Genomic DNA, 14,143 nt, shown 5'->3' with positions numbered 1-14,143 from the left:
CCCGACGCCCACGCTGAGGATGCGCGCGCGCTCGGGCCGCACGCCGATGCCGGCCGCCAGGTCGTCGCCGAGGCCGAGGGCGGCGAGCGGCCTCCCGACCAGGAGCGCGGCCGGCACGAGCACGCCCGCGCTGACGGCGAGCACCGCGAGGGACGTGCCGTCGACGCTGTTCAGGCTGCCGGTGATCCAGACCAGCGCCTGCTGCACGTCGCTCAGGTCGGCGCGCGTGAGGACGTACGACACCAGCCCGGCGCAGATCGCCGCGAAGCCGATCCCGACGAGGACGAACCGGTAGCCGCTGACCCCGCGGCGCCAGGCGAGCAGGTAGATCAGGACGGCCGCGACCAGCGTGCCGGCGAGGACGATGCCGGAGAGCGCGACGCCGGTGATCCCGAACCAGACCAGGGCGATCGCACCCGTCGCGCTCGCGCTCGTCGTGATGCCGATGATGTCGGGGCTCGCGAGCGGGTTGCGGGCGACCGACTGGAACAGCGCACCGGACAGGCCGAGGCAGGCTCCGACCAGCACTGCCGCGAGCAGCCGCGGCAGCCGGAGGTCGAGGATGACGAACGAGGTCAGCCGGTCGGCGCGCCCGACGAGTGCGGCGAGGACGTCCGACGGAGCGACACCCGCGTCGCCGAGGGTGAGCGACACGGCCGACACCACCAGGACGAGCGCGGCGAGCACGAGCGAGACCCGGAGCGCACGGGCGTGCCGGCGCCGGCGGTCGTGCGCGACGGCGGAGGCGGGCGCGGCCCCCCGGACGACCGCGGTCACAGCCCGACCAGCTTCCTGCGCCGCACGAGCGCGATGAAGAGCGGCGCCCCGACGAACGCCATCACGATGCCGACCTGCAGCTCCCCCGGCGGCGCGACGACGCGGCCGATCACGTCGCAGGCGATCAGCAGGGCGGGCGCGATCACCGCGGAGAACGCCAGGATGCGCCGGTAGTCGGCGCCGACGACCCAGCGGGCGACGTGCGGCACGACCAGCCCGACGAACGCGATCGGGCCGACGGCGGCCGTGGCCGATCCGCACAGCAGCACGATCGCGACGGCCGAGAGCGCCCGGGCGAGGCCGACCCGCTGGCCGAGGCCGCGCGCGACGTCGTCGCCCAGGGCGAGGCCGTTGAGCAGCCTCCCGAGCGCAAGCGCCAGGATCGCGCCGGCGACGAGCGTCGGCAGCACCTGCCACAGCACGTCGAACCCGCGGCCGGCGAGCGACCCGACCTGCCAGAAGCGCATCTGGTCGAGCGACACCCGGCTGGTGAGCATGACGGCCGTGATGAGCGAGCCGAGCGCGGCGGAGACCGCGGCGCCGGCGAGCGCGAGCTTGACGGGGGTCGCGCCCTCCCGGCCCACCGCCGAGACCGCGTAGACCAGGCCGGCGGCGAGCGCCGCTCCCGCGAACGCGAACCAGACGTAGCCCGACACGGCCGTGACGCCGAGGAAGGCGATCGCCACGACGACCGCCAGTGACGCGCCGAAGTTCACCCCGAGGATGCCGGGATCGGCGAGCGGGTTGCGGGACAGGCCCTGCATCACGGTGCCGGCGAGCCCCAGCGCGAGCCCGGCGGCGAGCCCGAGCAGGGTGCGCGGGAGGCGGCTGCCGACGACCACCAGGGAGTCGGAGTCGGCCGCCGAGTAGTGCGTCAGCGCGTGCAGCACGTCGGCGGGGGCGATCGTGCGCGCGCCGACCATGAGGCTGAGCACGCACACCGCGAGCAGGACGGCACTCGCGATCAGGAAGCCCAGGAGCGCGCGCCGGCGCCGCCGGGCGTGCGCGGGGAGATCCCCGGCACGCCCGGCGGGCGCGGTGACGACACCGGTGGGCATCGGCGGGTTACTTGACCTTCTCGGCCGCGGCGGCGAGCTGCGGCACGTAGCGGTCGAGCATCCACGGGATGCTGAGCACGCTGGGCGCGCTCGTGGCGGCGACGAACGACTCGCCGACGATCGGCGCGAAGCGGCCCTCCTTGACGGTCGGCATCGCGGCGACGAGCGGGTCGGCGGTGAAGGCGTCCACCGAGGACTGCTTGTCGAAGTACATGACGAGGAGGTCGGTGTCGATTTTGGACAGGTTCTCGTAGCTGAGCTGGTAGAAGAAGCTGCCGTCGCCCTTCGTGGCGTCGAGCGCGGCGATGCTCGGCGAGTTCTTCATCCCGAGGTCGTTCAGCAGCTGCACACGCGGGTCCTCGGCGCGGTAGACGTTGAGCACGCCGGGCTGGTTGGCGGCGGCGTAGAAGAAGGTCTTGTCCTTGATCACCGGGTACTTGTCCGACAGCGCGGCGACAGAGGCCTCGGTCTTCTTCACGAGGGCGTCGGCCTGAGCGGTCATCCCGAGCGCCTTGCCGACGATCGCGGTCTGGTCGCGCCAGCTGGTCGCCCACGGCTTCTCGGGGTAGGCGACGACCGGCGCGATCTTGCTCAGCGTGTCGAAGTCGGTCTGGGTGAGGCCCGAGTACGGGGCCAGGATGACGTCGGGCTTCGCTTTCACGAACTGCTCGAACGGCACCTCGCCGGAGTCGGCGTCGAGGAGCTGCGGCGTGCTGCCCTTCAGCGCCTTGATCTTGTCGGCATCCCAGGGCAGGAGGCCCTTCGCGTCGCCGCCGTATGTGAACTTCGGCATCGCGACCGGGACGATCCCCAGCGCGAGCGCGATGTCCTGTGCGCCCCAGCCCCAGGTGGCGACGCGCTTCGGCGCGGAGTCGATGGTGGTCTTTCCGAGCGCGCTGTCGATCGTCACCGGGAAGCTGTCCGCCGAGCCCGTGGCCGAGGGCTCTTCGGCCTGGCCGCCGGCGGAACAGCCGGTGAGGACGAGGGCGGCCGCGGAGACCACGGCGGCGATCGACAGGGCCAGGGAACGGGCGGGACGCGTCCGGCGACGGCCGGGGCGTGCGGAAACAGGCATGACTCTCCTCGCGAGGGTGCCGACGGCACAGTGTTGGGAAGCGTGCCGACATGGCACGTTAGGTTAGCCTAACCTAAACTGATGCTTCCTGCTCGCGGATCTCCCCCTGCAGCTCGCGCAGCGTCGAACGCAGCGCGCGCTCGGCATCCAGGCCCTGTGCCTTCGCCGACGCCACGATGGCGAGCAGCAGCGGCCCCAGCTCATCCTCGCTCTCCACCTGCACCCCACCCGACTCGCTCAGGTCGATCAAGCCGACCTTCTCGGCCCGGCCGAGCAGCTTGTCCGCCAGCGCGAGCGAGGGCATCGCCTGCGGGATGCCGTCCAGCACGCTGGTGCGGCCCGGCTTCTCCGCCTTCTTGAGGTCGTCCCAGAATCCGACCACGTCCTCCGCGGTCTCGGCCGTGCGGTCGCCGCCGAAGACGTGCGGGTGCCGGCCGACCATCTTGCGGGTCATGTGCTCGGCGACGTCCTGGATGTCGAAGTCCTCGCCGGCCGTGTGGGCGGCGATGTCGGCGTGGAACAGCACCTGGTAGAGCACGTCGCCGAGCTCCTCCAGCATCTCGTCGCGGTTGCCGGTCTCGATCGCCTCGATCAGCTCGTAGCTCTCCTCGACGAGGTACTGCACCAGCGACTCGTGCGTCTGGGCGGCGTCCCACGGACAGCCCCCGGGGGCGCGCAGCCGGGCCATCACGGCCACGAGTTCGTCGAGTCTGGTGGGCGCCGCGTCGGACATGGGATGCTCCTCCCTCGGGGACAGGTTCATCCTCTCACTGGAACCGGGGTCGGTCGTGGGCCGCACCGGTAGACTGTGGCACTGGTGTGCCGGGAAGTCTGGTCGGCGATTCGACCCTCACCGCGCCCCGGGCGCGAGATTGGCCACCGATGAGCATCATCCGCTCCGAGCGCACCGCCGCCGGGCTCCTGCTGGGCGCCGCCGCGCTCGGCCTCCTGCTGGCGAACACGGCCGTCGGCCCCGCCCTGCTGGACATGCAGCACGCCCACCTCGGCGGCGGCCTGGTCGAGCTGAGCGTCGGGCACTGGATCAGCGACGGGCTGCTCGCGGTCTTCTTCTTCATCGTGGCGGTCGAGCTCAAGCACGAGCTCGTCGCCGGCGAGCTCAACTCGTTCGCGAAGGCGATCCACCCCGCGATCGCGGCCGCGTGCGGCGTCGCGGTGCCGGCGCTGGTCTACCTGGCGCTCACGGCCGGGTCCGGGCTGTCGGCGGGCTGGCCGATCCCGACCGCGACCGACATCGCGTTCGCGCTCGGGGTGCTCGCGGTGTTCGGGCGCGGGCTGCCGAACCGGCTGCGGGTGTTCCTGCTGGCGCTTGCGGTGCTGGACGATCTGGTCGCCATCCTCATCATCGCGGTGTTCTTCACGACGGACCCGAACCTGCTGGAGCTGGCCGCAGCCGCGGTGGCCGTCGCGGCGTTCGGTCTGCTCAGCCGGCTGCTGCACGGGAGGCTGCGCTGGCCCATCGGGGTGCTGATGACCCTGCTCGCGGTGCTCACCTGGTGGCTCGTCTACGACTCGGGCGTGCACGCCACGATCGCCGGCGTCGCGCTCGGCCTCGCGATGGCGCGCGGCCCGGGTGGCCGCACCGCGCACGCGCTCGAGCCCTGGTCGAACGGGCTGATCCTGCCGCTGTTCGCGTTCTCGGCCGCGCTCGTCGTCATCCCCTCGGTCTCCCCCGCCGAGCTGTCGCCGGCGTTCTGGGGCATCCTGGTCGCGCTTCCGCTGGGCAAGCTCGTGGGGATCACGCTGGGCGGCTGGCTCGGGTCGTTCACCCGGCCGAAGAGCGAGCGCTCGCGCATCCCCCTGCTCAGCCTCGTGACGATCGGAGCGCTCGGCGGCATCGGCTTCACGGTGTCGCTGCTGATGAACGAACTCGCCTTCGCGGGATCGGCGACCGTGCGGGCGGAGGGCACCCTGGCGGTGCTTCTCGGGTCGGCGGTGTCGATCGTGCTCGCGGGCATCCTCGTGACGACGCTCGCGCGGCGCAACCGCCGCATGCACCCGCGCCGCATTCGTGCGCGCGATTCGTGACGCCAGTTCCGGAGAATCGGGCGCATGGCGCCGCGATCTCCGTGCGAACGGCCGTCCGGACGGCGTGTTGCGCGAGGTCTCCGGAGTTACGGACGGGCCGTCAGGCGGCGGGCTCGGAGGCGGGCTCGGGAGTCGGGAACAGCGCGCCGAGCAGCGACGCGACCCACTCGATCAGCGCGGCGTCGTCGAGTGCCTCGCCGTTCACCCGCGGCAGCGGGACCGTCGCGACCTTGGGCGCGGCGTGGTACTTCGACCCCGGGTACAAACGCTGCAGCCGCACCTGCAGCGAGTCCGGCAGCAGCGCCGGCGCCAGCCGGAGGTTGGAGCCCATCGCCACGACCTCCCCCAGCCCCGCCTTCTGCGCCGCCCGGCGCAGGCGCGACACCGCGATCAGGTTCACCACCGGCGCGGGCGGCTGGCCGTAGCGGTCGGTGAGCTCCTCCAGCACCAGGTCGATCTGGCCGTCCTTCGCCGCGGGCGAGCTCGCGGTGGACAGCTTCTGGTAGGCCTCCAGCCGCAGCCGCTCGCTGTTCACGTATTCCTCGGGGATGTGCGCATCGACCGGCAGCTCCAGGCGCAGCTCGGTCTGGCCCTCGGCGACCTCGCCGCGGAACGTGGACACCGCCTCCCCGATCATCCGGAGGTACAGGTCGAAGCCGACGCCGGCGATGTGGCCGGACTGCTCGCCGCCCAGGAGGTTGCCCGCGCCGCGGATCTCCAGGTCCTTCAGGGCCACCTGCATGCCGCTGCCGAGGTCGTTGTTGGCCGCGATCGTCGACAGCCGGTCGTGCGCGGTCTCGCTGAGCGGCTTGTCCTCCTCCCAGAGGAAGTACGCGTACGCGCGCTCGCGGCCACGACCCACCCGGCCGCGGAGCTGGTGCAGCTGGCTCAGGCCGTACTTGTCCGCGCGGTCGATGATGATCGTGTTGGCGTTGGAGATGTCCAGGCCGGTCTCGATGATCGTGGTGGAGACCAGGACGTCGAACCTGCGCTCCCAGAAGTCGACCACGACCTGCTCCAGCGCGTGCTCGTTCATCCGGCCGTGGGCGACCGCGATGCGCGCCTCCGGCACGAGCTCGGCCAGTTTGGCGGCGGCCGCGGAGATCGAGCCGACGCGGTTGTGCACGAAGAACACCTGGCCCTCGCGCAGCAGCTCGCGCCGGATCGCCGCGGCGACCTGCCGGTCGGAGTACGGGCCGACGAACGTGAGGATCGGGTGCCGGTCCTCCGGCGGCGTGGCCAGGGTCGACATCTCGCGGATGCCGGTGACCGCCATCTCCAGCGTGCGCGGGATCGGCGTGGCGCTCATCGCCAGGATGTCCACGTTGGTCTTGAGCTTCTTCAGCTGGTCCTTGTGCTCGACGCCGAAACGCTGCTCCTCGTCGATGATCACCAGACCCAGGTCCTTGAAGGAGACGCCGTCGGCGAGGATGCGGTGCGTGCCGATCACGACATCCACCGTGCCGTCGGTGAGGCCGCGCAGGGTCTCGCGCGCCTCCTTGTCGGACTGGAACCGGCTGAGCTGGCGCAGGTGGATGGGGAAGCCGGCGAACCGCTCCTGGAAGGTCTCGGCGTGCTGCTTGACCAGCAGCGTTGTCGGCACGAGCATGGCGACCTGCTTGCCGTCCTGCACCGCCTTGAACGCCGCGCGGACCGCGATCTCGGTCTTGCCGAAGCCGACGTCGCCCGAGATCAGCCGATCCATCGGGATCGGCCGCTCCATGTCGGCCTTCACCTCGTCGATGGTCTGGAGCTGGTCGTGCGTCTCCGCGAACGGGAACGCCTCCTCCAGCTCGCGCTGCCACGGGGTGTCCGGCCCGAACGCGTGCCCCTTGCTGGCCATCCGCGCCGAGTAGAGCTTCACGAGCTCGACGGCGATGTCGCGCACCGCCCGCCGCGCCCGGCCCTTCGCGGCCGACCAGTCACTGCCGCCCATCTTGGACAGCTGCGGCGCCTCGCCGCCGACGTACCGGGTGAGGAGGTCGAGCTGGTCGGTCGGGACGAACAGCTTGTCGCCGGGGTAGCCGCGTTTGGACGGCGCGTACTCCAGCACCAGGTACTCGCGCTTGGACTTCACCGCGTTGCGGCCGCCGCTGGAGACCTCGCGCTGGGTGAGCTCGACGAACTTGCCGATGCCGTGCGTCTCGTGCACGACGTAGTCGCCGGGCTTCAGTGCCAGCGGGTCGACCACGTTCTTGCGCCGGGTGGCGAGCTTCTTGACCTGCCGCGACTCGTAACCGACCGAGCGGCCGTAGAACTCGCTCTCGCCGATCAGCGCGAGCTTCTCCTCCGGGAACTCGAAGCCGTGCTCGATGTTCGCCCGCAGCAGGTAGGCGACGCCGGGCTCGGGGTCCTCCGGGAAGGCGTCGACCGGCCGGGCCGGCAGCTCGGCCTCGGAGAGCACCTGCGCGGCGCGCTCGACCAGGCCGGCCCCCTCGGCGACGATGGCGACCCGCCAGCCGTCGCGCAGCCGCTGGGCCACGTGCTCGACCGCGCCGGTGACGTTGCCCTGGAAGCTCGGCACGGCCTCCGCGGCGACGCGCACCTGGAGGTACTCCTCCACCTCGAGCTCCAGCGGCGCCGACTCGTCGGCGGCGTCGGCCTGGAAACCGGAGAACGTCCACCACGGGTGGTCGGCGGCGGGCTGGCCGGGCCGGCTGAACTTCACCGAGTCCTTGAGCTTCTGCAGGGTGAGGAAGTCGCCCGCCGCGAGGTCGATCGGGGCCGCGGCGCCGACCGTCGCGGCGCTCCACGCGGCGGAGAGGAACTCGCGGTTGGTCTCGGCGAGGCTCACCGCGCGCGAGGCGACCCGCTCGGGCGACAGCACGGCGACGGCGGCGCCGTCCGGGAGGTAGTGGGTGAGCGGCACGAGCCGGTCCACCAGCGCGGGCGCGAGCGACTCCATGCCCTCCACCGGGATGCCCTCGCCGATCTTGGCGAGCAGCGCGGACAGGCTCGGGAACTCGTGCTCCATCTCGCGGGCGCGCTGCCGGACCGGCTCGCTCAGCAGCAGCTCGCGGCTCGGCGGGAGCGTCACCGCGGGGATCGGCTCGGGAAGCGAGCGCTGGTCCGCGACCGAGAACGCCCGGATCTGCTCGACCTCGTCGCCGAAGAAGTCGACGCGGTAGGGGTGCTCCGCGGTCGGCGGGAAGACGTCGAGGATGCCGCCGCGCACCGCGAACTCGCCGCGGCGGGTGACCATGTCGACGCGCGCGTAGGCGAGGTCGACCAGCTGGAGGGCGATGCCGCTCAGGTCGAAGCCGCGGCCGCCCGCGGTCAGCTCGACGGCGGGGTAGTCGGTGAGGTTGTCGGCGAGGGGCTGCAGCGCCGCTCGGACGGACGCGACCAGCACGAACGGGTGCGAGGCCTCCCCCGCCTCCTTCGCCGCCGCCCAGTCCGCGAGCCGGCGCAGTGCGGTGAGCCGCTTGCCGACGATCTCGGGGCTCGGGCTCAGCCGCTCGTGCGGCAGCGTCTCCCACGCGGGGAACTCGACCACTTCCGCGTCGGGGAGCACGCACGGCAGCGCCGCGCGCACGGACTCCGACTCGCGGCCGGTCGCCGTGATGACCAGCACCGCCTGCGACGCCCCGGCAGCGGCACGCCGGTCGACCAGGCCGGCGAGGAGCGGCACCCGGAGGCCGTCGGTGAGCGAGAAATCGGCGTCGCGACCCGCGTGCGCCAGAGCGTCAGCGAACGTGGAGGCGCGCTGAAGCGCCGCGATCAAGCCCTGCAGTATCACTCGGGAGAGTCTACGCGGGGCTGCCGACAGCGCGGCCGGGGACGGGGAGGAGGTCTCCGCGATCGCCGAGAGCCGACCAGCGCGCGGGCTCGGCCGTGGCTGCCGCGGCGGTCGCGCCGGGACCGAGCCAGGCGCTCAGCAGGAGGTCGCCGTGCGACGGGCGCAACATGTCGGGAGCGGCCAGCACCTCCAGACCGGCGAAGTCGTCCAGCCGCGCGGCCCCCGCCTTCACGCAGGCCTCCTTCGCGGTCCACGCCAGCCGGAACGACCGCGCGGGATCCTCCGCCGCGGCCACGAGGGTGCGCTCCGCGGGCGTCAGTGCCGCGGCGAGATTCACCTCGCCCTCCGCCTCGACGTCCACGCCGAGCCGCGCCCGCGACACTCCCGCCGCCACCCAACCGCCCGCGTGCGACCAGCTCACGAAGAGACCGGCCACCGGCGACGGGAGGCCGTGCTCGCCGCCGCAGGTCTCGCAGCGCTGGCGCAGCTCGGCGGGCACGACCTCCCCGGCGCCGGCGGCGCGGAGGAGGTGGACGGCGAGCAGGCGGGCGGCCGCGAAGTCGTGCCGGTCGGCGGGCGAGCGCAGGCCGTTCCGCCGGGACTCCGCGGCGCTGCCGAGCGCTGCGGGCGGCAGCACCGCGAGCACGTGCCGGGTCGGCGCGACGACGACGGTGCTCAGGTCCATCCGCTCAGGCTAACGGCCTCAGATCCAGCCCTCCAGCTAGATCCAGCCCTCCAGGGCGTCCATGAACCCGTCGTGGTCGTCGCGGTTGATGACGTGGCCGCTGCCCTTGACCACTCGCACGTCGAAGCCGGTGTCGCGGAGGCGCTCGGCGACCTGCGGCTTCACCAGGTAGGAGTTGTCCGCCAGCATGACCATCGACGGCACGGCCATGTGCTCGGGCGCGCGCATGACGCTCGGCGACAGCACGGCCGGGATGGCGGCGCGGTGGAAGGACTGGAAGGTCTCGGCCTCGATCGCGACGTCGGCCGGGTCCCAGCGCGGGTTCCGCTTCGCGATTCGCGCGGCAGACTGCCGCGCCAGCGTCTTCAGGAAGGCCGGCGCCAGCATGAGCTGGAACCAGTTGGCGGCCGGGCAGGAGAAGGCGGGGTCGACGTACACGGCCCGCTCCGGGTGCAGCCGGTCGACGGCGAGGCTCACGGTGAGGCCGCCCAGCGAGTGGCCCATCACGAGCTCCGGAGCGTACGGAACGGTGTCGACGATGTCCTGCGCCATCAGCTCGGCGGTGTACTCCCGCGCACGCGGGCTGTGGCCGTGGCCGCGGAGGTCGACGGCGACCACGCGGTAGCCGCGTTCGGCGAGGACGGGGCCGACGCGCCGCCAGTTGCGCGAGTCCGACATGACGCCGTGGACGAGGACCGCGTGCCGGTCTCCTGCGCCCCACTCGCGCGTATACAACTTCATGGTCTGCGACGGTACCGTGTCGGCCTGGGGTGCCGCCCCACGTCAGCTACGCTCTGGCTGAACGTCCGGCGTGAGTCGCCGGGGAGGAGTGACACGGGAGGAGTGACCGGATGAGCATGATCCCGCCCGGCGGGCCGGTGTCGGCGCAGCCGCAGTTCGCGCCCCCGGCCTACGCGCCCGGCTACTTCGCCGCGCCTCCGGCCGCACCGCGCCCGCGCACGCTCGGCGCGGTGTCGATGGGTCTCGCCCTCGCCGTCTTCGTGCTGTCCATGGTGGCCTCGGCGTACGTCGGCGCGAGTGCGGGGCCGCTGTCGCACCGCACGGCGACGTCGTTCGCCTTCGACTCGTCGAACGTGTCCTCCGCGCACTCCGCGACGATCGCGTCGATCGGCATCCTGACTGTCGCCCAGCTCGTCTTCGGCACCGTGCTCGGAATCGTCGCGCTGGTGCTGGGCATCGTCGCTGCCGCGACCAAGCGCGGTCGGGCGTTCGGCGTCGTCGGGATCGTCGTCGCCGCCCTGGCGCCCGTGCTCTCCTTCGGACTCTACATCGGCGCGCTGGTCGCGACGCTCCCGCCCGCCTGAGCGCGCTCAGCGCTCGGTGTGGAACCGGTTCTGCGCCGACGTGAGGCCGTCGGCCGCGATCTGCTCGACCGCGTCGGCCGCGTCGGAGACGAGGATGGGGAGGTTCTTGCGCTCCTCCGCGCTGAAGCCGGCGAGCACATGGTCCGCCGCGGCACGCGAACCGGGCGGCCGGCCGACGCCGACCCGCACCCGCGTGAAGTCGCCGGTGCCGGTGGCCGCCATGACGTCACGCACGCCGTTGTGGCCGCCGTGCCCTCCGCCGAACTTGAGCTTGAGGGTGTCGAAGGGGATGTCGAGCTCGTCCTGCACCACGATCAGGTGCGACGGTTCGAGCGAGTAGAAGCGCAGCAGCTGCGACACCGGCCCGCCGGACACGTTCATGAACGTGTTCGGCTTGGCCAGGATGAACCGCGGCCCGCCGGGGGCGAGACGCCCCTCGGCGACCGTGGCGTTCGTCTTGTGGGTCTTGAAGGTCAGCCGGCCGCGCGAAGCGAGCTCGTCGAGCACCATCTGCCCCACATTGTGACGAGTGGCCGCGTAGCCGGGCCCGGGGTTGCCGAGCCCGACCACGAGCCAGGGGCCCTCTGAAGAGAGAGGACTGGCCATCGGGAGTGATTACTCCGCGGACTCTTCGGCGGCGGCCTCGGCAGCCACCTCGGCCACAGCGGCGGCCTCGGCCTCTTCCTCCTCCTCGGCGCGCGCGGCGGCCGGGACGACGACGTTGAGGATCAGCAGGTCCTCGTCCTCGGCGAGCACGGCGCCGGCCGGGAGGGCGAAGTCCTTCGCGTGGTACTGGGTGCCCTCCTCGGCGTCGGTCACGTCGATGACGATGCGCTCGGGGATGTGGGTGGCCTCGACCTCGAGCTTGATGGTCGGGATGTCGAGAACCGCAATGGTGCCGGAGAACGGCTCGCCCTCGACGTGCACGGGGACCTCGACGGTCACCTTCTCGCCGCGACGGACGATGATGAGGTCGAGGTGCTCGATGATCTGCAGCACCGGGTCCTTCTGGACGTCCTTCACCAGGGTGAGCTGGCTCGTGCCGTCGATGTCGAGGTCGAGGATCGCGTTCGCCTTGCGGAGCAGCAGGCCGACCTGGTGCGCCGGGACGGTGACGTGCACGGGGTCGGTGCCGTGGCCGTAGATGACGGCGGGGATCAGGCCCTTCGCGCGGATCTTGCGGGCAGCGCCCTTGCCGAAGCTGTCGCGGATCTCCGCGACGACCTTGTTGGACTCGTCAGCCATGATGTCTCCTTGCCGGCGGGGCCGGCTGTCTGGGCGAGCCGGAGGGCTCGCAGTATGGGGGATGTCGACTCGAGCGCATCGAGGTGCGCGAGGAAAGACTGCGAAGCCTGCTCCACCGCGTCGATAACGGATGCGTGACGCATCCCTCGCCGAAGTTCAGTTGCCCAGTCTACCCGACGCTCGCGCGCACGTCGTCCACGATGGCGGTCACCAGGTCGCCGGGCGGCCGGGCTACGTCGAGGCGGACGCCGTCCTCGTCGGGCTGCAGGGGCTCCAGCGCCGCGAGCTGCGAGTCGAGCAGGGAGGCCGGCATGAAGTGCCCCGGCCGGATCATCCGCTCGGCGAGGAGGGCGCGGTCCCCGTCCAGCTCGGCGAAGAATGCGCCGGGCGCCTCCGAGCGGATCAGGTCGCGATAGGCCCGCTTGAGCGCCGAGCACGCAACCACCGTCCCCGCCTGCCCGCCGTCCGCGAGCGTGCGCCCGACCGCGCGCAGCCACGGTTCGCGGTCGTCATCGGTGAGCGGGATGCCCCGGCTCATCTTGGCGACGTTGGCCGCGGGGTGAAGGTCATCGCCGTCCACGAACTCCGCGCCGAGCGCGTCGGCGACGAGCCTCCCGACCGTCGACTTGCCCGACCCGGACACGCCCATCACCACGACCCTGACGCCCACGCGCACTCCTTCCGCTCCCTGCGATTCTCCCCCAGCCATCCGTTCCGGAGCTGTGCACGCGACACGCCGGTGCTCAGCGTGCACAACTCCGGAATCGATGGCTGCCTGCTACCAGTCGTGCATGGAGCCGTCGAGGAGGCGGTTGACGGGGAGGTAGGCGGCCTCGTAGGGGAAGGAGTCCGCGACCACGTCGTCGTAGTCGACGCCGAGGCCGGGCTGGTCGCCGGGCTTCAGCATGCCCTCCTCGAAGGTGTAGCCGGTGCGGAAGACCTCGTGCGTCGCCGGGCTGTGCCGCATGTACTCCTGGATGCCGAAGTTCGGGATGGCGATGCCGAGGTGGATCGCCGCCGCGAGGCCGACCGGCGAGACGTCGGTGGGACCGTGCACGCCCGACTTGATCTGGTACACGGCGGCGTAGTCGAAGATCCGCCGCAGCCCGGTGATCCCGCCCGCGTGGGTGACGGGAGAGCGCACGTAGTCGATCAGCTGCTCCTCGAACAGCTCCCGGTAGTCCCAGATCGTGTTGAACACCTCGCCGATGGCCAGCGGCGTCGTGGTGTGCTCGCGCACCCGGCGCAGCACCGCCTGGTTCTCGGCAGGGGTGACGTCCTCCAGCCAGAACAGGTCGTACGGCTCCAGCGACTTGCCGAGCTTCGCCGCCTGGATGGGCGTGAGCCGGTGGTGCGCGTCGTGCAGCAGCGGCAGCTCCGGGCCGAACTCGTTGCGCACCGCCTCGAAGACCGTCGGCGCGTGCCGCAGGTAGGCGCGGGTGTCCCAGCTCTCCTCCACCGGCACGGCGCTGCGGCGCGCGGGCTCGTAGTCGTAACGGGCGTCGGAGCCGGAGCCGGCGCCCGCGGCGGCGTTCCGGCTCGACGCGACGCCGTACACCGACGGCAGGCCGGGGATGCCGGTCTGCACCCGCACGGCGCGGTAGCCCTCCTCGAGGTGCTCGTTGATCGAGTCGAACAGCTCGGGCAGCTCGGCCCCCGAGGCGTGGCCGTACACCAGGAGGCCGTCGCGGCTCTTCCCGCCGAGCAGCTGATAGAGCGGCAGGCGGGCGACCTTGGCCTTGATGTCCCACAGCGCAGTGTCCACCGCGGCGATGGAGGCCATGGTCACCGGGCCCCGCCGCCAGTACGCGCCGCGGTACAGGTACTGCCAGGTGTCCTCGATCCGGTGGGCGTCGCGGCCGATCAGCAGCGGGACCACGTGCTCGCTCAGGTAGGCGGCGACCGCGAGCTCGCGCCCGTTCAGCGTCGCGTCGCCCAGTCCCGTGACACCGTCCTCCGTGGTGATCCGGAGGGTCACGAAGTTGCGGCCAGGGCTGGAGACCAGGACGTCGGCTGCGGTGATTCTCATGCGTGTGCTCCTTGGTGCGTGGCGGGCTCGCCCGCCGCGATGCGGTCGGCGAGCGGTTCGATCAGGTCGGTGAGGTCGGGGGCGAGCGCGGCCAGCACGGCGGCGGCGCGGTCGCGGGGGGTGCGCGCGTCGCGCAGGGCGGCGACGAGCGCGGCGGCGCCGGG

13 protein-coding genes are annotated in these 14,143 nt (G+C 72.2%); 2 read left to right on the top strand and 11 right to left on the bottom strand.

What is annotated here, in order from left to right; all coding sequences use genetic code 11:
• From AC3A3H_RS00630 to AC3A3H_RS00615, 4 genes are all read right to left on the bottom strand, one after another.
• Positions 1-777, bottom strand: a 777-nt coding sequence (locus AC3A3H_RS00630; RefSeq protein ID WP_487612598.1) for a FecCD family ABC transporter permease, incomplete at its 3' end; no start/stop codon positions are given.
• Positions 774-1,835: a FecCD family ABC transporter permease gene (locus AC3A3H_RS00625; protein WP_487612597.1), complete on the bottom strand. Its 1,062-nt coding sequence runs from the start codon at positions 1,833-1,835 to the stop codon at positions 774-776. The genes AC3A3H_RS00625 and AC3A3H_RS00630, both read right to left, overlap by 4 nt.
• 7 nt (positions 1,836-1,842) lie before the next feature.
• Positions 1,843-2,910, bottom strand: coding sequence for an iron-siderophore ABC transporter substrate-binding protein (locus AC3A3H_RS00620; RefSeq protein ID WP_487612596.1), 1,068 nt, complete (start codon positions 2,908-2,910; stop codon positions 1,843-1,845).
• A gap of 73 nt (positions 2,911-2,983) precedes the next feature.
• Complete coding sequence (locus tag AC3A3H_RS00615; RefSeq protein WP_487612595.1) at positions 2,984-3,643, bottom strand: nucleoside triphosphate pyrophosphohydrolase; 660 nt, start codon at positions 3,641-3,643, stop codon at positions 2,984-2,986.
• 149 nt (positions 3,644-3,792) lie between these two features.
• Between AC3A3H_RS00615 and AC3A3H_RS00610 the strand changes: the two genes are divergently transcribed.
• Positions 3,793-4,956, top strand: coding sequence for a Na+/H+ antiporter NhaA (locus AC3A3H_RS00610; RefSeq protein WP_487612594.1), 1,164 nt, complete (start codon positions 3,793-3,795; stop codon positions 4,954-4,956).
• Positions 4,957-5,056: 100 nt separating this feature from the next.
• Here the strand turns inward: AC3A3H_RS00610 and mfd are convergent, their stop codons facing one another.
• Genes mfd through AC3A3H_RS00595 form a run of 3 tightly spaced genes read right to left on the bottom strand, consistent with a single transcriptional unit; the run spans position 5,057 to position 10,121 of the window.
• A complete protein-coding gene (gene mfd, locus AC3A3H_RS00605; RefSeq protein ID WP_487612593.1) occupies positions 5,057-8,695 on the bottom strand; it encodes a transcription-repair coupling factor in 3,639 nt (1,212 codons plus the stop codon).
• Positions 8,696-8,705: 10 nt separating this feature from the next.
• Positions 8,706-9,380 (bottom strand): 4'-phosphopantetheinyl transferase family protein, encoded by a 675-nt coding sequence (locus AC3A3H_RS00600; RefSeq protein WP_487612592.1) that lies wholly within the window; start codon positions 9,378-9,380, stop codon positions 8,706-8,708.
• Between the two features lie 36 nt (positions 9,381-9,416).
• Entirely contained in the window at positions 9,417-10,121 is a 705-nt protein-coding gene (locus AC3A3H_RS00595) for an alpha/beta fold hydrolase (RefSeq protein WP_487612591.1), read from the bottom strand.
• Between the two features lie 110 nt (positions 10,122-10,231).
• Here AC3A3H_RS00595 and AC3A3H_RS00590 point away from each other — a divergent pair, with 110 nt between their 5' ends.
• Complete coding sequence (locus tag AC3A3H_RS00590) at positions 10,232-10,705, top strand: hypothetical protein (RefSeq protein WP_487612590.1); 474 nt, start codon at positions 10,232-10,234, stop codon at positions 10,703-10,705.
• A 6-nt stretch (positions 10,706-10,711) separates the two neighbouring features.
• Here AC3A3H_RS00590 and pth read toward each other — a convergent pair whose 3' ends face one another.
• The 4 genes from pth to manD all read right to left on the bottom strand — a co-directional run bounded on the left by pth (position 10,712) and on the right by manD (position 13,979).
• Positions 10,712-11,311, bottom strand: a complete 600-nt coding sequence (pth, locus tag AC3A3H_RS00585) for an aminoacyl-tRNA hydrolase (protein WP_487612589.1) — start codon at positions 11,309-11,311, stop codon at positions 10,712-10,714.
• A 9-nt stretch (positions 11,312-11,320) separates the two neighbouring features.
• Positions 11,321-11,950: a 50S ribosomal protein L25/general stress protein Ctc gene (locus tag AC3A3H_RS00580; protein ID WP_487612588.1), complete on the bottom strand. Its 630-nt coding sequence runs from the start codon at positions 11,948-11,950 to the stop codon at positions 11,321-11,323.
• 169 nt (positions 11,951-12,119) lie between these two features.
• Positions 12,120-12,620: a gluconokinase gene (locus tag AC3A3H_RS00575; RefSeq protein WP_487612587.1), complete on the bottom strand. Its 501-nt coding sequence runs from the start codon at positions 12,618-12,620 to the stop codon at positions 12,120-12,122.
• A 108-nt stretch (positions 12,621-12,728) separates the two neighbouring features.
• The gene (gene manD, locus AC3A3H_RS00570) at positions 12,729-13,979 is read right to left on the bottom strand and encodes a D-mannonate dehydratase ManD (protein ID WP_487612586.1); all 1,251 of its coding nucleotides are present in this window, start codon (positions 13,977-13,979) and stop codon (positions 12,729-12,731) included.
• Between the last annotated feature and the right edge of the window lie 164 nt (positions 13,980-14,143).

The sequence above is a fragment of the Leifsonia sp. Soil_N53 genome (assembly GCF_057655165.1).
The sequence above is the reverse complement of the archived record's forward strand: the minus strand, read 5'-3'. Positions and strand labels throughout refer to the sequence as shown.